We start from the raw sequence: 22,590 nt of genomic DNA, 5'->3' as shown, positions 1-22,590 counted from the left end.
ATTCAGCTTTTGGTAAGGAGGCATCCGCTCCATGATTCTGGTTACCGGTAGTGATGGGCAAGTGGGTTATGCGTTGCTCAAAACATTGGCGCCCCTGGGGGCCGTCAAAGGTCTGACCAGAGCGGATGGTGACCTGGCCAATGCAGAGGAGGTCGCAGCGTTGCTGGATAAGTACCAGCCTCGCTGTATTGTCAACGCTGCTGCGTATACTGCGGTGGATCAGGCCGAGTCGCATCCGGATACGGCCCAGGCCCTGAACGCACAGCTGCCGGCCCAGTTGGCTACCTGGGCAAAAGAAAATGGTGCCCTGCTGGTTCACTACTCGACAGACTATGTGTATGACGGCAGCGGTGACCAGCCCTGGCAGGAAGACGCGCCCACCGGCCCCCTGTCGGTTTATGGCAAAACCAAGCTGGCGGGTGATGAGGCGGTATTGGCTGCGGGTATAGGTGCCATCATCTTCAGGACATCGTGGGTGTACGGTGCCCGGGGCCGCAACTTTATGCTGACCATGCTCAAGCTGGCCAGTGAGCGGGACCAGTTAAGCGTGGTGTCCGATCAGTGGGGCACGCCCACTCCGGCCTGGATGATCGCGGAAGTCACTGCCATTGCCCTGCGGGAAAAGCTGGGGAACGCCAAAGCCCTTGCGGGCGTGTACCACCTGACATGTCGTGGTGAAACCACCTGGTGTGATTTTTCCCGGGCGATTATCAGTGGCGCTGGAGACCTCGGCGTACCATTGAATATGTCCGCAGACCAGGTCAGCCCGATTCCCACGGCGGAATACCCGGCACCCGCACCCCGACCATTGAATTCACGCCTGAGCGTGACCCGCGTTGAGCAGGCGCTGGGGCTGGAATTGCCTGATTGGCGTTATGCCCTGCAGTTGACACTGCGGGACTGGGTTGAATTCAGAAATAACTAAAGGCTTCGCAATGAACGTAGTGACAACTCCCCTTGAAGGCGTACTAGTGATTGAACCCCCGGTCTTTGGTGATGATCGGGGCTGGTTTTCGGAAAGCTTTAATCACCGCAAGTTTGCTGATGCTGTAGGCCGTGAGGTGACTTTCGTACAGGATAACCATTCTCGCTCGGCGAAGGGGGTACTGCGTGGTATCCATTTCCAGACCGGAGAGGCAGCCCAGGGCAAGTTGGTGCGGGCGAGTGTAGGGGAAGTGTTTGATGTAGCGGTGGACCTGCGCGAGAGTTCTCCAACGTTTGGTCGGTGGACCGGTGTGGTGCTGAGTGCTGAGAACAAACGGCAGCTATGGGTGCCTGCCGGGTTCGGGCATGCCTTCCTGGTCACGAGCGATGTGGCTGAGGTGCAGTACAAGGTGGATGCCTATTGGTCACCTGACCATGAGCGGGGTCTGCGTTGGGATGACCCGGAGGTAGGGATAGAGTGGCCCGAGGCTGGTGACTTTCAGTTGTCTGGCAAAGATCAGGCCGCACCCACCCTGGCAGAACTGAAGGCTGCGGGGGATCTCTTTGAGTAGTCCGGCTCCAAGGCGATTGGAGACGGGGCCTGATCGTCAGAATTCTGAAACTGGTCTTCCTCGGGTGGCAGTACTTATGTGCACCTATTACGGAGACTCATTTCTTCCCGCCCAGCTTGATTCTATTGATCGGCAATCGTATCCGAATATTGAGCTATGGGTTTCGGATGACGGGGGGGATTCGGGCACACAAGAAATTCTCCGTGACTTCCAGGTGTATTTCCGCCCCAGGAATATGAGGGTTCTAAGGGGGCCCGGTAAGGGATTTGTGGCTAATTTTATGAGTCAGTTGATGAATCCCGCCATTGATGCGGAGTATTTTGCCTTGTCTGACCAAGACGATGTCTGGGAGAAAGACAAAGTGGCCGTCGCCATTGACGCCCTGAGCAGCGTTCCTGATGAAAAACCTGCGGTATATTGCTCGCGAACGCGCCTGATCGACGAGTCAGGTAACGATATCGGATACTCGCCCCTGTTTTCAAAGCAACCTTCTTTCAGGAATGCTTTGATTCAGAGTATTGCTGGTGGCAATACTATGGTTCTCAATCGCAGTGCACGGGATATGCTGATTGCTGCGAACCAATCTGAGGTTGTGTGTCATGACTGGTGGATTTATCTCCTGATTACGGGAGCGGGAGGTACGGTCATCTATGATTCGAATTCTAAGATCGGGTACCGTCAACACGGTCGGAATCTTATCGGTTCTGGCGGTGGCTGGGTTGACCGGGTTAAGCGGGGCCTAATGTTAATGGCTGACAGGCATCGACAATGGAATCGAGTCAATCTTAAAGCTTTGAGCCAGACCAGAGCTTTGTTGACAGAGGAAAACTGTCGCCTTTGTGATGAAATGGCAGCTTTGGGTCAAAAGGGATGGGTTGGGCGTTTAGCCTTTATCCGGAGAGCCGGTCTGTATCGACAAACTAGATTGGGTACTGTCTCACTGTATATTGCGGCCTTGTTTAACAAGCTCTGAGTTAGTGTACGTCGCGGTGACGATAGGTCCTAACAGGATTTTCAGGAATCAACAACGTGAAAGAACCAAACATTGTTCTTGTAGTTGGCATGCACCGGTCAGGTACCAGTGCCGTGTGTAGCGCTATCCATAACAGTGGTTACGAATTTGGTAGCAACTTGATTGCCGCTGCCCCAGACAATCCTAAGGGATTTTGGGAAGACCGTGAGCTGGTAGCAATGCACGACGAGTTCCTTGGTAGTGAGCACGGCTGGATGAATATAGCTCCAGTCCGGCCCGATGTCGTCGATCAATCCAAGCTCAGAGAATGGTTGGACAAGTTTCAAGGTGAGTACGGAGAGCGCATTGCTTTCAAGGACCCTAGACTTTGTCGTTTCCTGAATGTCTGGGGTGAAGTGCTGGATTCTCCTAAAGCCGTTTTTGTTGTACGCCAGCCCTTTGGGGTTGCCAAGTCACTGGAGCGCCGGAATTCAATGGCTCAATCCCAGGCTTTGGTGCTTTGGTATGTATATAACTATGAGGCATTGCGGGCGCTCGTTGACTCCGGGATCGACTTTCATGTTATCGATTATGATGATTTGTTGGATGATAGTGAAAGCGAACTTGGAAAACTTGGATTGTTTCTCGGACAGCCTCAGTTTTCTGCCGATGGGCTGGATAAAACTTTAAGACATTCTGTTCGAGGATCTATTTCAGGGGAGAAGGGCAGTGGTCGATTGGCCATGCTATGTCGCGAGCTCTACAACGCTATTCGGGGTGAAGCTTGTCGTGAATTGGAAAAATTCACGCCGGTTTATGATGAATTGGTTCGCGAGTTTAGCTTTATCGATCGTATCCGTGAAGATTTTGAGGATGAGCGGGCTGAGTTTGTGAGATTTGAAAGTCAGCTTCAGACTGATATTCAACAGTTAAAAGGCGAGGCGGTTAAAGCTACTGAAGATCTCGAGGCTGAGAAAACCAAAGTGTCGGAGTGCAAACGTCAACTTCGGAGTTATGAGAAAGAGTTGGACGATAGTAGGGAGCAAATCGTTAACTTGTACGGCTCGAAATCATGGAAGATCACGGCACCGTTCCGCAGTGGGAGGAGGTTGATCTCGCGCTTCATTGGCATTTTCCGCATGTTTGTTTTCTGGTCCAAATCTTGGATTGTCAGAAAACTAAACAGCAAGGAACTGAAACCTGCATACTCAAGACAAAACATTCATGCTTTAAACAAGCGAGTGAGTGAGCGTAGTGAAGTCCCATTGGATTCCATCAGGAGAGGGAAGCACAATCAGATTGCCGAGTGGCCGTTTCTGACAATTAGTGTCGTTACTTATAATAATGGAATCTGGTTGGATCGTTTCCTCTCCAGCCTATTGGCCCAAGATTACCCTCTGGATAAGGTGAAGTTATACTTCGTCGATAACTCTTCTACGGACAACACTTACGAACTGTTGTGTGATGCCAGGCAGCATTACGGTGATCGCTTTGCCAGCTTCACCGTGGATCGTCGCCCAAATCTTGGTTTTGGATGTGGTCACGATTGGGTCTTGCAGAAGGCGGACACGGATCATGTTCTGGTTTCGAATATTGATCTGGAATTTCACAGAGACGCACTCACGATAGTGGTGGCCCATGCTGTGGCAGAGCCAAAGGTGGATTCGTGGGAGTTGAGGCAGGTCCCTTATGAGCATCCTAAGTTTGTCGATCCGGTAACACTGCGAGTTAACTGGTCGTCTCATGCTTGCGTATTGCTCTCAGTTGAGGGGTATCGACGAGTTGGTGGTTATGATTCTCGTATTTTCATGTATGGCGAGGATGTAGAATACTCTTACCGGATTCGTCGGAGCGGTGGCATCTTGAGGTATGTGCCGTCGGCCGTTGTTTCTCATCACACGTATTCAGAGGCAGGTGAGATAAAACCCGTACAATTCATTGGAAGTGTAAGGGCAAACCTTATGCTCCGATTGAGATACGGCCGTATCGGGGACATTATCGGTGGGTTTGCTCAAGTAGGCGCTCTGGCATTCCGAGGGGCAGGTTTTGAAGGCAGTAAAGAAGCTGTCCGGTCTGCACTGCCAGGTATGATTAAAGATGCTGTTCCTTACCTGTTGAGTCGCAAGCGAGCGGTAGATAATGAGGCTTTTCCTTTCCGGGGGTTTGATTATGATCTGGTAAGGGATGGTGCTTTCCACAGAAGTCAGCCGATCTCCGCGGGCGATGAGTGTCCCCTTATATCCGTTGTGACTCGTACAGTTAAAGGACGTAAAGCGCTGTTAAAACAGTGTGTTGCATCTGTGATTAATCAGACCTACCCAAGGATTGAACACATTATTGTCGAGGACGGTGGCGATTCGGCCGCAGAATTTGTCAGTGAAATCAATGCAGAAGCAGGTGATGGCTATTTCGCACGCCATATTGCCTGTGAAAAGAAAGGGCGATCTTTCGCGGGTAATCAGGGTATGAAGGCGGCTCGCGGAGAATACGTGGTCCTCCTGGATGATGATGATTTAATTTTTCCTGATCACATAGAAATTTTGTACCAAGGTATTTCTTGTAACCTTTCAGATGGTGCGTATAGCTTAGCTTGGGATGTCCCCGTTGTGTATAAGGATAAGAATAAGGGACATTATACGGAGCACTCACATAATACGTTGCCACTTTTTTTTCAAGAGTTCGATAAGGAAATACTTGAGGAATACAATTACCTCCCTATCCAATCTGTTCTTTTTAAGAGAGCCCTTTTTGAAGAGTATGGTGGTTTCGACGAGGATATGGATCACTTGGAGGATTGGGTGTTTTGGAACAGGATTACTCAAAACGCTGGCTTTGAATATGTGCCTAAAACTACGTCTCTCTATAAGACTCCAGCACGACCTGAGGATCTGTATTCACGAATGAAAGATTTGAACTCTGCTTATGAAGACGCCAAGCGTCGTATCCAGGGTCAATAAAGTTTTGGGAGTAGTCGATGTCTAATGAAGTTTATATCCATGTGGGGATAGAGAAAACGGGATCAACGTTCCTTCAGAGCGCAATCGAGAAAAATAGACGTCTACTGAAAAAATCTGGTATGCACTGGGTTCGGTCGGGAACTGAGTCGGGGCATCACTATTGGCTTGCTAAGGCACTGGATTTTAAGTATAAGTCAGGATATATATGTGAGGCGACTGAAAAGCAAGCTTTGCTGAGCTTGAAAAAAGAAGTAGAGAATAATCAAAATAGCCGACTTCTTCTGAGTAGTGAACATTTCGATTTTAATGTAAGTGTAGAAAATACTTCTAGGCTTCGTCAATGTTTTGCTGGTCGAAGATTAATTGTTATTATTTGCTTAAGAAATCAGCTGGATTATTGCCAGTCCCTATATATTGAGCATTTGAAGTGGGGGGGGACTCAAGACTTTGAGGCTTTTATTAATTTGACGCTCAGGCAGCAAAGGTATGATTACTATCGTAGGTATCAGTGTTGGCGTGATGCCGGAGCTGAAGTTCGAGTTATTGACTACGATGATGCGAAAGGCGAATTAATTGACCGGTTTTTTAAGGCGATCGATCAAGAGGATATACTGCCCAAGGTATCTGTGCCAGTTAATAGGGAGAACGTTACGCCGTCGATTGATTTAATGGAATTTGTTCGATTGCTTAATGTTGGTATTCAACCAGAGCTGCGCAGGGAGAACTATCAAAGGATTGTGGATAGTGTTCGAAAAAAGGTGCCGGAACTCTTGGTAAAAAGAGCGTTTCCTATTCCTCCTTCTTGTATAAAAGAGTTCACTAAACAAAGTGCTTTAAATGAAGAGTTGGCAAAAATATATTCGGTTGATCCAGAGTACTTTCTTCGCGGAAATGTAAGTAATCGTGTTGAAAAAATTAGCGAAATGGCCAATCCATCAATTGAAGGTGTTATTGCAAAATACTTTGCCTAGGTGATCGTTTGACAGTGATCAGGTAGATGCCGTGATAGGCTAAAGAAAAAGCAGAGCTTGGAGATGTTATGTTCTGTAGGTGTGGTATGGCATGTTAGATAAAATTAGAAACGGTCTGGTGCTCTATATTCGCCTCGGGAGGATTTTTTTTAGAATTGCGCCGATAGCCACGCTCTATGGCATTCTAATGTCTTTTGCAGCTCAGGCACTGATGTTAGTTTCGTTTCTTCTTCCTCTTAAGATTATTCTCTTACTGTCTTCTCCAGAGTTGCCCGGCTTTCTCCCGTTGAGCATTCAGGAATTAGGGAAAGAACGATTAGTTCTGGGTTTAAGTCTGGTAACTGTCGTTTTCTATGCGTTAAAAATATTCTCTGACAAAAGAGTAGTAAACGCGTCTGTTTATGGTGCGGATAAGGTTGTTGATTATAATAATAAGCTGACATCATTTGAGGATCAAGACAGCTTTTCTAGAAGTGCTTATAAGAAATATGTAGAAGCATTGTCGAATGCTCTTTTTGTACTGCTGTCTTTTTGTCTATTCTTAATAATTTATCCAGATATATTTTTTGTGATTATTGGGTTCCTTTTTTCATGCTTTTTGATTTTTAGATACGGGTGGAAAGGTAAGCCAGGTGTCAGTGAAGGTGTTGTGACAGAGTATTCCAGCATAATATCTCTTCTCTCGACAGTTGGCTTCGTGCTTGTTTTCTTTTTTATTGTTATTGATAGCCTGTACTTTCTCTCTCCAAATTTTCTAGTGACCCTTGCCTGTTTAATTTTAACTCGACAGGTAATGGCTCAGCTTTCCTCTTTCTTAATTTTGACATTGTTTCATGAGGAGAATAGAGGAAAGGTGGAGGCTTCGTTCTTCGAGAAAAGTAGTACTTTAGACTACCCGCAGAAATCGAGAATTGGCGTCTGGGGTATGTTGGCAAAGAATGATCCTTATGCTCTAGTTAGCGACTTTGTATATGAACATGCTGGTGTAAAAGTTCAACGGAATAGCATTTCATGGAAACAATCTGGAGTTTTGAATATTTATTTGTTCAGGGCTTTCAGCGAAGGAGGGAGGTCATTTGCTCTTAAAATTTTTGGCAGGAAGCAGAAATCGCTGGCGCTTCATGAGGCGAGTTTGTTGTATTCTGTAGATACAAAAGACGGACTTCCTGCACCAAAGTTGATTGCAACACAGGTTGTCGACGGTTGCCACTGTCACTTATTTGAGGAAGGGGTTGTCGGCGAAAAACCTTATGTTAGACCAAAGGTTCTGGAAAAGCAGTTGTTGATTTCTTGCATTAAATTTCGCCCGGATAGCTTGCTTGTAGAGCAGTACAAAGCTTCACGGGGTATGATTTGGGAAAGGCTGGGGCGTAGGGAATTAGACCATATAAAGTTGCTGTCGAGGGACTCGGATCTATCTGTTATAAATGATTTTTTTGAGATCCACGGGGATATATGTGATGTGATTTCGAAGTTGCCGATGTATGTGAATCCCGGTGTTTTCAGTCAAGCGCTTATGGAATTTTATGAAGATTCTGGGCATTGTGTTTTGCATTGGGGCAAGTGGAAGTTACTGCCGGTGGGTGCGGGTTGGCCAGTTGATGACGTTGAAGAACTTGAGTGTTGCTTACCTAGTTTGACATCCATTCGTGAAGAAATTGGTAATTTTGACTTTCGCCACTATAGAGTTGCAGCGTTATATTTTGCAATTGTCAGGTCTTTTGAAATGGAGAGGTTTGACGATGCCATCCGGTTGATGTCTTCAATCGTTCTGGAGTCCAAGGATTTGTGTCATTGAATTGAATTTATCAACGTAATACATTGGTGTTTAGATGGTAGCTTCAAAAGATAAAACTTGTTATATACATATTGGTCTTCACAAGACTGCAACATCGAGTGTTCAGAGGACGTTGTTCTCTAACAGAGGTCTTTTGGCATCGAATAATTTCTATTATCCTCCTAACACTGCTTCAAACCATTCAGTGGTGATGTTCAACGCTTTCGGAGAAGATCTCGGTTCTTATCATGTTAATATAAAAAGGGGAGTGGACGCCGCGACGGCAAAGTCTAATGCTTATGCAGTAATTGACGAGATGTTAGCCGACTTCAATAGATCTGGATTAAAAAATCTAGTTCTCTCCGGGGAAGATATTTCAATCTTAAGGAAGAGAGGTGTTGAGAGTTTAGTCCGCTATATAAAAGATAAGGCTTGCCATAACGTAGTTTTAGTGGCGTATGTGAGGGATCCAGTTGATTGGTGTGTTAGCTCAATTCAACAAAGAGTGAAAGGTGGCGAGATTCTTGATGATATATATGCGAATTTGGAGAATTCTGGTAAAGGTGTGTTTAGAGAGCGACTTGGAAAGTTCTTAGAGGTTTCAGATGTTGATGAACTTCGTGTATTTAGTTTCTCTGAAGCGGTAAAGAGTGATTATGGTATTGTTGGGCACTTTCTTTCTGACATTGGCTTCCCAAAAGTAGGTTTGGGTTCGATAGACTATCTGAAAGCTAACTCGAGCGGAAGTCAGTTAGCCATTGAGATGATTTCCTTCGTGAACGAGCAGGTTCCGTTGTATTTGGAAGGGAAGCTGAATCCTAAAAGGTATGAAGAAGATTTTCGACCTTTGTTGCGACTCACTGGAAAGACTTTCGATATTGGTAACGAGAAACGAGCCGTCCTGGGGAAGCACTTTAAAGAGGAATCGGAGTGGTTATCTAAAACTTTTAATCTGAAATTGTCTAATGTTTCTGATCGCAGTGTTAAAAAGTTGAACTATAATCTGGATTCTGATGTAAAGTTTGCTGAACTGGAAGCTGCTTATATACAATCTTCGTTTTTTATAAAGGATACGTTCAAGGAGTTTTTCAATAGAGAATTTTCGAGGGGCTCGATAAAAGAATCTACCTATAAAAAGGCTATTAAATGCTTTACTCCTGATGTTATGTTCAGAAAAGCCTATGGAGAGGTAGATTCGAGCCGGCTAACAGATTTGTACAAAGAGATAGCCATACTTCTTGAAAACCAAGGTGACCTGCAGGGTGCGCAGAGTATGATGGAGCGCGCAGCCTATTTAAGACCAGAGGGCGCTTTTATACTGGGAAAGTTGGACCAGTATAAAAAGTTAAAGAACGTAATGGACAGCGATAATTAGATGCTTCTCCAGTCGGAGCAATCCCAGCTTAATAAGCGCTCGATTTCTGAAATTTCGTTATCGTAAATTTCGAGAAGAAATTTCTTGTCGACTGAATCCATCTCGCGATCATAAGGAATTTGATGCACCTCTCTCGGGTGGATAGGCTGAAGTGGATCCAGGCCAAGGAAGTCGGTTACTTTCCTTAACATTTTATTAGGTTTGGTTTTAAGCTCGTCGTGTCGAAGTATCAGGGTGTTTTCCTGTGAAAAATAGCGCCACAGTCGTTTTAATTGATAGGAATAGAATCCTCGGTCAGTGTACGAGTACAGTCGATTTTGATTCGGCAGCGTCTCTCGAAAGCGCTCCTTTTCTTTGAGGATTGCTGTTCTAAAAGGAAGAGTGTCCTTTTTCCGAGATGCTTGCATGTTCCAGTGTGAGTAGGCTCTCTCGATCGGGTTTCGCAGGCTCACGATGATTTTCATTTCAGGGTTGTATTCCCAGATACGCTGGGGAGCAGCATCCCAGTACATGTAGATAGGGGTGGATTCTCCTATCATCTTATGTTCTTTGGTTGGATTGAAGGCGGCGTGATAGCGGTTGTAATCAGGTGAGCCATTGGCGAACGCGGCTTCATTGTCAAAAAAATGTACCTCTTTCTTGTCCGCCATGCAGATTTGGGGATGCTCCCGCAAATACGCATCAAGGGCAGACGTGCCACCTTTCTGTGTGCCCGCCACGAGGAAATTAACTAACATACAAACTCTCCAGTACCCCGAGCACGTTGGGAATCTTTTCTGGTATATTACGCACCGAACTAATCTTATGCCTTACAAAGGGATTCGTTTTGAGCAATAACATCGTCTGGCACAACCACAAAGTTACTCGCGCCGAGCGCGCTGCCCCCAAGAACCAGCACCCCTGCGTGTTGTGGTTCACTGGCCTTAGCGGGTCCGGTAAGTCTACCATTGCTAACGCTTTGGACGTAGCGCTGTATCAGCGTGGCTATCATACCTTTCTGCTGGACGGAGACAATGTCCGTCATGGTCTGAACAAGGATCTCGGATTCTCGGATGAGGACCGGGTGGAGAACATTCGCCGTATCGGGGAAATGAGCAAGCTGTTTGCGGATGCCGGTTTGATTGTCCTTAGCGCGTTTATTTCGCCTTTTACCAGTGACCGCCGGATGGTGCGTAACCTGATGCCGGCCGGTGAGTTCATTGAGGTATTCATGGATACCCCGATTGAAACATGTGAGGATCGCGATCCCAAGGGGTTGTACGAGAAGGCCAGGGCGGGGCAGATCAAGGATTTTACGGGTATAGACTCCCCTTACGAGGTGCCTGAGCACCCGGAAGTGGTTCTGGACACATCTTCGCAAACCGTCGATCAGTGTGTGGAGCAACTCCTTGAGTACTTGCTTGAGCGGAAGCTGATCCTGGAACGACAAGAGTAAGGGTTCCCTATGGCATGGGATGCTGTATTTACCCTGGTCATTCTTGCAATGGTGCTCGGGACACTGGTTTTTACCCGGGTGTCGGCCGATCTGGTTCTGATGGCCGCATTGGCCATTCTGGTCATCTTTGGGGTGCTGTCGCCGGTATCGGCGTTAGCTGGCTTTGCCAATCCCGGGGTGATTACCATCGCGACGTTGTATGTGGTCGCCGCGGGGTTAAAGGAAACCGGTGCGGTCCAGTGGATAGCCCGTCGCTTGCTGGGGCACCCCAAGTCCATAAAGGGTGCCCAGATGAGGATGGTGGCGCCAACCGGCATTCTCAGTGCCTTTATGAACAACACGGCGGTGGTCGCCATGTTCATCCCCGCGATTCAGGACTGGGCCCGGCGCCTTGAGATTCCCGCTTCCAAACTGCTTCTCCCTTTGAGTTATGCCGCCATACTTGGGGGTACCTGCACGCTGATTGGTACCAGTACCAACCTGGTCATTGATGGCATGTTGCAGAGCCGCTTGGGGATTAATCTCGGGCTGTTCGAGCTGGCGTGGGTGGGTGTGCCGTTATTGATTGCCGGGGGCACGTTCCTGGTGCTGTTTGCCTCTCGTTTGCTTCCGGATCGCGGTGGGCTTTCTGAGGAGCTGGATGCGGTTCGGGAATACGGCGTTGAGGTGGAGGTGATCAGCCCGGGCCCGTTGATTGGCAAGACGATTGCCGAGGCCGGCCTCCGGGCGTTGACTTACGGGTACCTGACCGAAATCGACCGGAAGGGGCGGCTGATTACGGCGGTCGAGCCTGACCGTACCCTGCAGCCGGGTGACAAGCTGTACTTTGTGGGCGCGCCTGAGTGTGCCAGTGAACTCAGGCGCATTCATGGGCTGCGGCCAGCCGACGCGGGTGTCCATAAGCTGGATATCGCCAATCACCAACGCTGTCTTGTGGAGGTGGTACTTGGCCCGGAATTCCCCGCGTTGGGTAAAACGGTGCGGGACAGTCGCTTCCGTACACGGTTTAATGCCGTCATTCTTTCGGTATCCCGTGAGGGCCGCCGGGTGTCCGGCAAGCTGGGGGATATCGAGTTCAAGATGGGCGATACCCTGTTACTGGAAGCCAGCCACGAATTTGCGGAGCAATACCGGTTCCGCCGCGACTTTCTGTTGGTCAGTGCCCTGAATGATTCCACCCCGCCGGATTTTCACAAGGCGCCGTTGGCGTTGGGTATTCTGTTGGTCATGGTGGTGCTCAGCGCCGGCGGGCTGCTGAGTATTATGGAAGCCGCCTTCCTTGCGGCTGGTGGCATGATTGTGTCCCGCTGCATTACCGCGAGCAGGGCACGGCGCAGTGTTGATTTGCCGGTGCTGGTGGTAATTGCCGCATCGTTTGCGTTGGGCAACGCCATGTCTGAGACTGGGGCGGCTGCAACGGTGGCCGGTGCGTTGCTGGGGAATGGTGCGGGGATGTCCCCCTGGATGGGGCTGGTTCTGGTGTACGTTCTGACGGCGGTGTTCACTGAGGTCATTACCAATAACGCCGCCGCGGTACTGATGTTTCCTATTGCGTTGGCGCTATCGGAGCAGCTTGGTGTCAGTTTTCTGCCCTTCGCCGTGGCTGTGATGTTTGCAGCATCGGCAAGCTTTATAACACCGCTGGGATACCAGACAAATTTAATGGTCTACGGACCGGGTCGGTATCAGTTTACGGACTATATTCGTATAGGCTTACCTTTGAGTTTGTTGGTGGGCAGCATTTCGGTGACGTTGATTCCGATGGTCTGGACGTTTTGAGGGTAGGGTTTGGTGGAGCCTATCCGCATCGATTAGCACTCAAAGTGATTTTGAGACAATAATTCCCTGAGTGAGTGGTTTATACTTCAACCAGAAATGATCCACTCTATGTATTGAACCTTGGTGGGGGTTAACCATGATCAAACTGTTACTTGAGGCAATGCCGCACATTGAGCCGTTGTGCTCAGCCCACCATGTAAAATACCTGGCTGTATTTGGCTCAGCAGTGGGAGATAGGTTTTCCCCAGAAAGTGACGTGGACCTGCTGGTTGAATTTGAGGATGGCTTGTCTGCCAGAGAATACGCAGCAGACTTCTTTGAGCTTAAATTCCAATTAGAAAGCATCCTTGGCAGGCCGGTCGATCTGGTGACCGCAAAATCTCTTTCTAATCCGTACTTCCGCGAATCCGTAATGTCTGAACAAAAGGCGCTTTATGCAGCGTGAAGCAAAAAAGTACTTGTACGACATCAAGGTCGCTGCGGACAAAATCCGGCGGTTCACTGATGGAGAGGCTGTCGGGAAGCTTCACAAGTCCAACTCGGAAGTCGCTGAGCGCATACCTGATTACCGGAAAATGATTTCGTTCAGAAATATTTTGATTCACGGGTATGCGACTGTGGATCCGGTTATTGTCTGGGGTGTTGTGGAAGAGAACTTGGGGGGGGGTGGCCTCCTTTGTAGACCGGGAGTTGTCTGACTGATCTCCTGGCCCAGTGTCGGATTAGGCGAAGCCGTAATCCGACAAAACCGTCAAGCCGCCACCAAGTGTTTAAACAAGGATGTTTAGATGATCGATATTCAACACCACGGCGCCACCACCGGCGTCACAGGCTCCTGCCACGAACTCAACGTTGGCCCTGCCGGCGTTCTGATTGATTGCGGCCTGTTCCAGGGCGAAGAGGCCAGCAAGGGCGCAAATGCCTCCAATCTCACCATCGATTTCCCGATTGACCACATCCGTGCGTTGATCGTCACCCACGTTCATATCGACCACGTTGGTCGCATTCCCTATTTGCTTGCTGCCGGGTTTGAAGGGCCGATTATTTGTTCGGAACCTTCGGCCATCATGCTGCCGGAAATCCTGGAAGATGCTCTGAAGATTGGTTTCACCCGTGACCGGGCGTTGATCGAGCGGGTGTTGGGTTTGATTCGTTCTCGGATTGTGGCGGTACCTTATGGGCAGTGGCATACGGTGTTTGATGCGGATTCGCATGCCCTGAGGGTGAGGCTGCAGCGGGCCGGCCATATTCTGGGTTCGGCGTACGTGGAGTGCGAGGCCCGGGATGGTGATAACCAGGAGCGTATTGTATTTAGCGGTGATTTGGGGGCACCCCATGCGCCATTGTTACCGGAACCCCAGCCTCCTGAAAAAACCGACCGGTTGGTGATTGAAAGCACTTACGGTGACAAAGATCACGAAGACCGGGAAACCCGGCGGTATCGGCTGAAAACGGTGCTGGAGCATGCACTGGAAGACGGCGGCACGGTGTTGGTGCCCTCGTTCAGTATCGGGCGGACGCAGGAGTTATTGTATGAAATTGAAAGCCTGATTACCGAATTTGGGGAATCGTCAATTGAAGGTGAGCTAACCTGGAACAATCTCGAAATTGTCGTTGATTCTCCCCTGGCTGCAGAATTCACTCGCATTTACGACCAGCTCAAGCCCTTCTGGGATGAGGAGGCCAAGGACCTGGTTCAACAGGGCCGCCACCCGCTGTCATTCGACCAGTTAACGGTGATCAACGATCACAAGGACCACCTGGAGGCGGTGGAATACCTGGCCAAAACTCACCGCCCCTGTGTGGTGCTGGCGGGTTCGGGTATGTGCGCCGGGGGCAGGGTGGTGAATTACCTCAAGGCGATGCTGGGCGATAAACGCAACGATGTGCTGTTTGTCGGCTACCAGGCTGCGGGCACGCCAGGGCGGGATATTCTGACCTATGGCCCCCGCAGTGGCTGGGTGGAGCTGGACGGTGAGCGTTACACTATCCGTGCCCGGGTTCATCAGGTGGGCGGGTATTCAGCCCATGCGGGACAATCGGATCTGGTTCGATTTGTTGAAGGCATTTCGCAACCGCCGTCCGAGATTCGGATTGTTCACGGGGACAGGGCGGCCAAGTTGGCGTTGAAAAATAAGTTTCAAGGGATTGGACTAATGGGGATAATGATTCCTTGATACTTCCCGAAGACTCAGTACTGACAGGATTGGTTCTATTATGAAAAAGATCGCTGTAGTCGGCCTTGGATATGTCGGGTTGCCATTGGCAGCCGCTTTCGGAGAAAAGCGCGAGGTGGTTGGTTTTGATATCAGTGCAAAACGTATCGCCGAACTGAAAGATGGCGTGGATTATACCCGGGAAGTGTCTTCTGATGAGCTGGCTGCATCCCGCCGTTTGTCATTTACCAATTCCCTGGACGAGATCCGTGATTGTCAGGTTTATATTGTTACGGTTCCAACGCCCATTGATGAGTACAAGTCCCCTGATTTAACACCGCTGATTAAAGCCAGCGAAAGTGTGGGAAAGGTGCTCAAAGCTGGCGATATTGTCATTTACGAGTCCACGGTTTTTCCGGGAGCGACGGAAGAAGTGTGTGTGCCAGTTCTGGAAAAAGTATCTGGCCTGAAATTCAACCAGGATTTCTATGCCGGTTATAGCCCGGAGCGGATTAATCCTGGTGATAAAGAGCACCGAGTAACAACGATTATGAAGGTCACTTCTGGTTCTACGCCCGAGATTGCGGATGAAGTGGACGCCCTTTATGCCGGCATTATTACGGCCGGCACCCATAAGACCAGTTCCATCAAGGTAGCCGAGGCCGCCAAGGTGATTGAAAACACCCAGCGTGATTTGAATATTGCGCTGATGAATGAGCTGTCGATGATATTCTCCCGACTGAGGATTGATACTCATGAAGTGTTGGCTGCGGCGGGAACGAAATGGAATTTCCTGAGATTCCAGCCTGGGTTGGTCGGCGGCCATTGTATTGGGGTGGACCCGTACTATCTGACCCATAAGGCCCAGGCCATCGGGTATCACCCAGAGGTGATTCTGGCGGGCCGGCGAGTCAATGACAATATGGGCCGCTATGCTGCCGCCGAGTTGGTCAAGTCGATGATCAAAACAGGCCACATGATCGCCAAGTCCCGCATTCTGATTATGGGGTTTACGTTCAAGGAAAACTGTCCGGATGTTCGCAATACTCATGTTATCGATGTGGTTAAAGAGTTGCGTGAGTTTGGTTGTGAAGTGGACATCACGGATTGCTGGGCTGACAACGATGAAGCACAGCATGAATATGGAATTTCGCTTCTCGATAATCCGAAATCCGCTGATTATGATGCGGTATTGTTGGCGGTTCCCCATCGCGAGTATGCATCGCTTTCATCTTCAGGGCTTCGGGCTTATCTGAAAGATAATGGTGTTTTGTTTGATTTGAAAGGTGTGTTGCCTTTGGGCGAAGCAGATCTGCGACTTTAAAAGACACATTAAAAGTATGTAAATAAATTACTTTGCCCTTTGGAAATTAATCCATTAATATTTCATTGGCTTTTGGTCATTTTCGTCCTCTTTAATGTGCATTAATTAGGACAACTCTGAGTTTTATTAAAACCACCAGATGAAATAAGGGTTTTATATCCATGGCAAAGATCAACGATTACTACCAGAAAAAGCAGCTTATGGAAAAGCTCTCTGCCGAACTGGCTCAGCTGGAGCAGGATCAGGCTCTGAAGCACGAACTGGAGTTTGAAAACAAGGTTCGTGATCTGATGAAGACTTATGACAAGTCACCGAAGGACGTTCTGCAGATTCTGGGTGCCATTGATCCGTCTGTTGCTGGTGGCAAGGCCGATTCCGCTGGCGGTTCCCGTCCCAAGCGCCCGATGAAGACTTACAAGAACCCGCACACCGGTGAAGTGGTCAAGACTCGTGGCGGTAATCACAAGACTCTGAACGAGTGGCGTGAGAAGCATGGTAAGGAAGCTGTGCAGAGCTGGCAGCAGGACTGACTGAATTAGTTTTACCGCCTCTCCACACCCCCTTCTCTCCTCGCGGGAGAGGGGCCAGGGGAGGGGGGTAATTCATCTGTGACCCACATCAAACTCCCACCCTCTTTAACCTTCCGTCATCCCCCAATGTGAACACGCTCACTCTATTGGCTTTAATGCCTGGGCTATAGTGCGTTTGCGGCCAATAAGATACAAAACATTACAGACAAAAAGCATTATAAATTCGAAGCATTATAAAGAGTGCCGCCTGTCCAAACGGGTACAAATTCCAATAACACCGTGGGCAGTGAGCCGGGCGTCGGAAATGCAGTAGCAGGCTCATAGACACTAATCAGAGACACAAAACAATGAGACAGGATGCGTATGGATACGTTGTCCTCGCACTGGTTTGCCTGGGTATTGCGCCCGTTGCCCAGGCCGAACTTGAGCCCATTTCCGATCAGGAAATGAGTGAGGTGCAGGGGCAGGGCTTTATGACAATTGAGAACCTGGATGATGGAGCTCACCAGTTCACTCGTATGTCGCTGACTATGGATGCTGAAACCCGGATCAATGCGGACAATGTGACGCTGGGAAGTATTGATAGCGGCGCTGATTTCCAGGCGACGGATGTGGCATTGGGCCATATTTCCCGGGACGATGCCCGCATTCAGATTGACGGCAACCGATACGCTGTGGATGAGGTGGTGCCCTTTGTGGGACTGAAGCCCTATATCGAGCTGGCGGAAGTGGGGGACGAGCTGGCGGGTTTTCGTATGGGCTTCAAGCAGGCTCGGGGGACATTTTCTTCGGATATGACATCCTTAAGCGGCAATATCGGTCTCCAGATTGAAGACGCCGATGGCAATCCCACCGCCGCGACACTGTTTGATTCCAACACCAGCGCCACCAATTATCGGGCAAGCCATTTCGGACTTGCAGGAGCGACCACCGACTGCAGTACCGGCGTGCAGTGTGCGCCATTGAGCTACCTGCGTTCCCTGGATATTGGCGAAGCCGGGGAAGGGGACGCGACAGAGTTCACCAATGATTTCTTTCTGTCGTTCCAGCGCGAGGGTGTGAATTGGCAGAGCCCTGAGGGCGGCAATGTGATCGAGGCAGCCAAGGGGGTGTTCCTTAATTTGCCGACCAGTATGACGCTGAATCAGCAGGTGTTCGCGAACGGCGTGCCAAGGGAGCGTACGCATTACGTGGATCGTGGTAACGGGATGTTTTGATTGCCGGATTACACTACACTGCGTTCGGTCTATAAACACAACGCAGGAGTCTTCTCGGTGATCCGTTCTTTCTACTGGCACGACTATGAAACTTTCGGCGTGGACCCGGTCCATGACCGGCCCTCGCAGTTTGCCGGTGTGCGCACGGATGCGGAACTGAATGTCATCGAAGACCCGCTGGTGATCTACTGCAAGCCAACGGACGACTACCTGCCTTCACCTGAAGCCTGCCTGATTACCGGCATCACGCCCCAGAAGGCGATGGCAGAGGGCTACCCGGAGGCGGAGTTCATTGCGCAGATTAATGAAGCCTTCAGTCAGCCGGGCACCTGTGTTGTGGGTTACAACAGTCTGCGGTTTGACGATGAGGTGACCCGCAACACGCTGTACCGCAACCTGCGCGACCCCTATGCCCGGGAATGGCAAAACGGCAATTCCCGCTGGGACATCATCGATATGGTGCGGCTGACCTACGCCCTGCGCCCGGAAGGCATTAACTGGCCCCGCAAGGAAGATGGTAGCCCGAGTTTCCGTCTGGAGGAGCTAACGGTTGCTAACGGCATTGCCCACGAGGCGGCCCACGACGCCATGTCCGACGTGGAAGCGACCATTGCGGTGGCGAAGCTGATCAAGGAAAAGCAGCCCAAACTGTTCGATTTTGTGCTGAACAACAAGGACAAACACTCCGCCCGGGCGATGCTGGATACCGCGTCCATGAAGCCGGTGTTTCACGTCTCCGCCAAGTATCCTGCGTCACGGGGCTGCTGCGCCGTGGTAGCTCCGGTGGCGGATCACCCGACCAATAAGAATCTGGTGATTGTCTATGACCTGCGGGAAGATCCCGGTGAGTTGATCAACGCCACGGCCGACCAGATTCGTGAGCGGGTGTTTACGTCCCAGGCCGAGCTGAGGGAGGGCGTCAGCCGGTTTGCGCTGAAGGGCGTCCAACTGAACAAGTGCCCGGTGCTGGCCCCCGCCAACATGCTGTCCACGCTTTCGCCGGAGCGCCTGGAGGAACTGGCGCTGGACGGCGAGCAGTTACGGGCCAACCTGGCCCTGCTGCGCAAGGCGCCGGACCTGCCTGCCCGCATTGCCGAGGCCTTCAACCGGGAATTCGAAGGCAGTGAGCTGACTGATCCGGACGAGCAGCTTTATGCCGGCGGTTTTATCAGCAAAACCGATCGCGAGAAGTTGAATTGGGTGTTGGAGCAGCCGGTGGAGTCCCTCGGGGATCTGGATGTTCGCTTTGAGGACGAGCGGTTGCAGGAAATGCTGTTTCGCTATCGTGCCAGGAATTACCCCAGCGCCCTGAGTGGGGAAGACATGGAGCGCTGGGAACTGTTTCGCAGCGAACGGTTGATGCAGCCCAAGAAGGGCTGGCGGTCATTGGAAGCTTATGGACATGAGTTGCAGCGATTGGCTGCTGATCCTGAATTGACGCCGAAGAAGCAGCAGATCCTGGAGGATCTGCATTTGTATGGGGAGTCGTTGATTCCGTACGTTTGATTTAGCTTTGGTGTCGGATTAGGTGTCGGATTACGCCTGCGGCCAATCCGACACCACCCTTGTCAACGGCGTTTCACAAAGTAAACACTCAAACCCTGCCCCATCAAGCTCTGCACCTCACTCCCCAGCGCCTCGGCCTGAATCTGCTGCTGCACCGGTCCGGTCGCAAGAGTGTGCCCATCGGTATCCCGGGCTTTCACCAGCTTCCACTCCACTTCGTTGCTGACCATGCCCATGAGTTCCTTGAGCTGATGTACGTCCTGCGGTTGGAACCAGCGGTCGCGGCAGCCGCCAAGGGAATAGAAGTCGTCTTCTTTCAACAGGGATTGCCAGAGGGTGTCCTGTTTGTTGGTCAGCACCATACTGCGGAGTTGTCGCAGGGTGGTGCGGGTGGGTGCCAGTTGATGTTGGCTGATCAGGTTACGGATGTGGTGGTCGCCTTTGGTGTGTTCTTCCACAGCAGTGTGCATGTGGACCACCGCACCGTTATCGGTCGCGGAGCTAACAAGGGCGGCCAGTGACACTGTGCTCATGGCAGAAGAAGGGAGGCGGCCAACTTCTACCCAGTGAACCTTGTGACCATCCGCCACGAAGCGCTGCGCGATCGACCAGGGCCAGAACACGATGTTGTTGATGCCCATGTCGCCGGCCATACGGGTGGCCTTGGCGATGTTGGCCAGGGATTCGTCGACCGCAATGACTTCTACATCGTCCAGGTAGTGGGCCAGTTCCATGGCACGCTGGCCGGACTGGGCACCACAAACCATGATGCGTAAGGTGGCGGGCAGGTGATCTGCCGGCAGTTTCAGGTCTTCCGCCATCAGCGCCTTCAGGCTGCTTTCGGTGCGGTAGGCCAGGGTGGACCAACTGGGCCAGGCCTGGGGCACATCGGTCTTGGCCAGGCAAAGCTCTTCGGTTTTCTCATCAAAGTTCTGCTTGATGGCTTCTTCCGTGGCGCGGTCGTAGTAGCTGGCAGCCAGCACCGGCTGTAGCGCCAGCGGCCAGTCCACCAGGTTCCATTGGCCCAGATGCACGGCGAAATCCTGATGGAACAGGGCGCCGTACATGGCGCTGAGCATCAGTGACGCCATCATGGCATCCTGAGGTTCGCCCATCACCAACTGTGCGCTGATACTGGCGTTGATGGCGCTGATCAGTCTTTCCTCGTCTTCTTCCGCTGCCAGGACGTAGCCGGTGCGATCCACGTAACGGGCGATGGCCAGGGTGAGTGGCTGAAGTCCGTCCCGCAGTTGAACGGTTTGCGCCACTTCGGCGGTAATCGCGCGGCGAAGCAGGGTGACCAGTTCTTCCACGGCGGGATTCGGCATCAGGGTTTTTTCCAGGGCCAGAATCAGCAGTTCGTCTTCGCTGGCGGCATCCAGGAAAATCTGTGCCTGAGGATTATCCAGATCGTATTGTTGATGGATGATGGCTCCTACGAACCGGCCGATTTCCTGATGGGGCAGGTCATCCTTGTGCAGCAGGGCGATGGCGTCCTGTGCCAGGGCGGTGTCGGCTTTCTGCACATCCAGTTGTCCGGCGCAGGTGAGCATGCCGCTGTAGACCGAATCCCACTCGGCACCGGTTTCCAGCAGTTTGCGGTAGTGCAGGTAGGCCACATCAAACTGGCCCTGAAGCCTTTTTGCATGGGCCACACCACAGAAAGCGGCGGCGGATTGCCGTTCAAGGTCGAGGGCCTGCAGGAAATACTGCTCCGCCAGTGCCGGGCGCTCACTTTTCATGGCCCAGTAGCCCAGATTGCAATACTGTTGCGCCTGGTCTGGCTGATGGCTCAGGCTGGCGTTGAACAGTGCGTGGGCTTTTTCCAGTTGACCGTCGTCCAGCTCGACCCGCCCCAGCAGGCCCAGCGCGCTCGCATTCTCCGGCTCCAGTTCCAGCGCTTCAGCCAGGTATGCCCGGCATTCCTGTCGCGTCTTCAGCCGTTGAACAAACGACCCCGACGGGCTGTTGGACTCGCCGTAGGCAAGGTTGGCCTGTAATACCAACCGCGCCACGTGGGCCTGCCGGGAATCCGAAACCTGAATGTTATGCTGTGCGTGCATGGGACACCTCTTAAGACCTGCTATGAATACCGCCTACTCGTTTACCCCTGCAGCAACTGCAGTACCTGCTGTGGCCGCGCGTTGGCCTGGGCCAGAACTGACAGGCCGGCCTGTTGCAGCACCTGGGTACGGGCCAGCTCTGCGGATTCGGCCGCGAAGTCAGCATCCCGAATCCGGCTGTTGGAGGCGGACAGGTTCTCGGATGTGGTGCTCAGGTTGGCGATGGTGGACTCGAACCGGTTTTGCACGGCACCGAGTTCGGCACGAATGCCGTTGATGCTGTCGATGGCAAAGTCGGTCAGTATCATCGCCAGGTCAGCGCCATCCTGTGTAGAGATGTCAGTATCGTTGAGAGTGACTGTATCTGTAGCAGGTGCGGGATCGATCACTTGGTTGGTGCCGCCGTCGACTGCGAAATCAACGGCGTAATCCACACCAAACTGGGACGAGAAAATCAGTTCGTCGTTGGTGCGGTTCATGTTGACTTCGATTCCGGTAGTCGGAGTCTGGGCATTGATCTGTCCCAGCGCATCCTGCAGTGAGCGTGCTTCGCTAACATTGACGACGGTATCGACCCCATCGGCATCGGTCAGGGTGACGGTAAAGTCTGCGGTGCCGCCTGCCGCGAAGATGTCTTCAAGCGTGTCGGTGCCGTCCGTCAGCTGCAGGATACCGGTTGATTGGCCGATGACGGAGCCCAATTGGCTGCCGCGGGTGTCGAATCCACTCACGCTGATGGTGTCACCGGTGTTGGCTCCTACCTGGAAGGTTTGAGTCAGCAGGCTGCCGTCGAGCACCTTCAGGCCGTTGAACGAGGTCTGGCCGGCAATCCGATTGATCTCGGCGACGCGTTGTTGAACTTCCGCGTTCAGGGCTTCCCGGTCTGACGTGCTGTTTGAAGCGTTGGCAGACTGCACCGCCAGTTCACGGATCCGTTGCAGGTTTTCGGTAATCTCGTCCAGGGCGCCTTCGGCGGTCTGGGCCAGGGAGATGCCGTCATTGGCATTTCGCTGGGCCATATTCAGACCGGTAATCTGTGACTGGAAACGTTC

The 22,590-nt window shown here is 51.3% G+C and carries 19 protein-coding genes; 16 read left to right on the top strand and 3 right to left on the bottom strand.

Translation table 11 applies throughout. The features are described 5' to 3' along the window. Nucleotides 1-31: 31 nt before the first annotated feature. The 7 genes from rfbD to MARLIPOL_RS01185 all read left to right on the top strand — a co-directional run bounded on the left by rfbD (nt 32) and on the right by MARLIPOL_RS01185 (nt 9,528). On the top strand, nt 32-925 hold the full coding sequence (gene rfbD, locus MARLIPOL_RS01215) for a dTDP-4-dehydrorhamnose reductase (protein WP_012136226.1): 894 nt from the start codon (nt 32-34) through the stop codon (nt 923-925). A 10-nt stretch (nt 926-935) separates the two neighbouring features. Further along, nucleotides 936-1,496, top strand: coding sequence for a dTDP-4-dehydrorhamnose 3,5-epimerase (gene rfbC / locus MARLIPOL_RS01210; RefSeq protein WP_036190254.1), 561 nt, complete (start codon nt 936-938; stop codon nt 1,494-1,496). Nucleotides 1,497-1,572: 76 nt separating this feature from the next. Further along, nucleotides 1,573-2,469 (top strand): glycosyltransferase family 2 protein, encoded by an 897-nt coding sequence (locus tag MARLIPOL_RS01205; RefSeq protein WP_012136224.1) that lies wholly within the window; start codon nt 1,573-1,575, stop codon nt 2,467-2,469. Nucleotides 2,470-2,525: 56 nt separating this feature from the next. Beyond that, nucleotides 2,526-5,405: a glycosyltransferase gene (locus MARLIPOL_RS01200; RefSeq protein WP_012136223.1), complete on the top strand. Its 2,880-nt coding sequence runs from the start codon at nt 2,526-2,528 to the stop codon at nt 5,403-5,405. A 17-nt stretch (nt 5,406-5,422) separates the two neighbouring features. Then, on the top strand, nt 5,423-6,376 hold the full coding sequence (locus MARLIPOL_RS01195) for a hypothetical protein (RefSeq protein ID WP_012136222.1): 954 nt from the start codon (nt 5,423-5,425) through the stop codon (nt 6,374-6,376). A gap of 91 nt (nt 6,377-6,467) precedes the next feature. Further along, complete coding sequence (locus tag MARLIPOL_RS01190; RefSeq protein WP_012136221.1) at nt 6,468-8,174, top strand: hypothetical protein; 1,707 nt, start codon at nt 6,468-6,470, stop codon at nt 8,172-8,174. A gap of 34 nt (nt 8,175-8,208) precedes the next feature. Further along, entirely contained in the window at nt 8,209-9,528 is a 1,320-nt protein-coding gene (locus tag MARLIPOL_RS01185) for a hypothetical protein (RefSeq protein WP_222102445.1), read from the top strand. On the opposite strand, the gene MARLIPOL_RS01180 is transcribed toward MARLIPOL_RS01185, so the two are convergent. Continuing rightward, complete coding sequence (locus tag MARLIPOL_RS01180; RefSeq protein ID WP_012136219.1) at nt 9,525-10,265, bottom strand: sulfotransferase domain-containing protein; 741 nt, start codon at nt 10,263-10,265, stop codon at nt 9,525-9,527. The two genes, MARLIPOL_RS01185 and MARLIPOL_RS01180, sit on opposite strands and share 4 nt — an antisense overlap. A gap of 89 nt (nt 10,266-10,354) precedes the next feature. Between MARLIPOL_RS01180 and cysC the strand changes: the two genes are divergently transcribed. The 9 genes from cysC to sbcB all read left to right on the top strand — a co-directional run bounded on the left by cysC (nt 10,355) and on the right by sbcB (nt 19,475). Further along, nucleotides 10,355-10,963 carry an adenylyl-sulfate kinase gene (gene cysC, locus MARLIPOL_RS01175; protein ID WP_012136218.1) on the top strand — a complete coding sequence of 203 codons (609 nt, stop codon included), beginning with the start codon at nt 10,355-10,357 and terminating at the stop codon, nt 10,961-10,963. A gap of 9 nt (nt 10,964-10,972) precedes the next feature. After that, nucleotides 10,973-12,742 carry an SLC13 family permease gene (locus MARLIPOL_RS01170; RefSeq protein WP_012136217.1) on the top strand — a complete coding sequence of 590 codons (1,770 nt, stop codon included), beginning with the start codon at nt 10,973-10,975 and terminating at the stop codon, nt 12,740-12,742. 136 nt (nt 12,743-12,878) lie between these two features. Continuing rightward, a complete protein-coding gene (locus MARLIPOL_RS01165) occupies nt 12,879-13,187 on the top strand; it encodes a nucleotidyltransferase family protein (RefSeq protein ID WP_012136216.1) in 309 nt (102 codons plus the stop codon). Beyond that, on the top strand, nt 13,177-13,440 hold the full coding sequence (locus MARLIPOL_RS01160; protein WP_012136215.1) for a HepT-like ribonuclease domain-containing protein: 264 nt from the start codon (nt 13,177-13,179) through the stop codon (nt 13,438-13,440). Before MARLIPOL_RS01165 ends, MARLIPOL_RS01160 begins: the two co-directional genes overlap by 11 nt. Nucleotides 13,441-13,530: 90 nt before the next feature. Continuing rightward, entirely contained in the window at nt 13,531-14,919 is a 1,389-nt protein-coding gene (locus MARLIPOL_RS01155; RefSeq protein ID WP_012136214.1) for an MBL fold metallo-hydrolase RNA specificity domain-containing protein, read from the top strand. 40 nt (nt 14,920-14,959) lie between these two features. After that, nucleotides 14,960-16,222: a Vi polysaccharide biosynthesis UDP-N-acetylglucosamine C-6 dehydrogenase TviB gene (tviB, locus tag MARLIPOL_RS01150; protein WP_012136213.1), complete on the top strand. Its 1,263-nt coding sequence runs from the start codon at nt 14,960-14,962 to the stop codon at nt 16,220-16,222. A gap of 161 nt (nt 16,223-16,383) precedes the next feature. After that, nucleotides 16,384-16,752, top strand: coding sequence for a histone-like nucleoid-structuring protein, MvaT/MvaU family (locus tag MARLIPOL_RS01145; RefSeq protein ID WP_012136212.1), 369 nt, complete (start codon nt 16,384-16,386; stop codon nt 16,750-16,752). Nucleotides 16,753-17,099: 347 nt separating this feature from the next. Further along, nucleotides 17,100-17,969 (top strand): DUF6160 family protein, encoded by an 870-nt coding sequence (locus MARLIPOL_RS01140; protein WP_012136211.1) that lies wholly within the window; start codon nt 17,100-17,102, stop codon nt 17,967-17,969. 57 nt (nt 17,970-18,026) lie between these two features. Then, a complete protein-coding gene (sbcB, locus tag MARLIPOL_RS01135; protein ID WP_012136210.1) occupies nt 18,027-19,475 on the top strand; it encodes an exodeoxyribonuclease I in 1,449 nt (482 codons plus the stop codon). Nucleotides 19,476-19,537: 62 nt separating this feature from the next. Here sbcB and MARLIPOL_RS01130 read toward each other — a convergent pair whose 3' ends face one another. Next, nucleotides 19,538-21,538, bottom strand: coding sequence for a tetratricopeptide repeat protein (locus MARLIPOL_RS01130; RefSeq protein WP_012136209.1), 2,001 nt, complete (start codon nt 21,536-21,538; stop codon nt 19,538-19,540). 41 nt (nt 21,539-21,579) lie between these two features. Beyond that, nucleotides 21,580-22,590 (bottom strand): flagellin (locus tag MARLIPOL_RS01125; protein WP_456085423.1); only part of this gene is annotated, 1,011 nt, incomplete at its 5' end.

Origin of the sequence: Marinobacter lipolyticus SM19 (assembly GCF_000397065.2) — a bacterium.
GTDB lineage: Bacteria > Pseudomonadota > Gammaproteobacteria > Pseudomonadales > Oleiphilaceae > Marinobacter > Marinobacter lipolyticus.
This window is presented reverse-complemented; position numbering and strand designations above follow the sequence as displayed.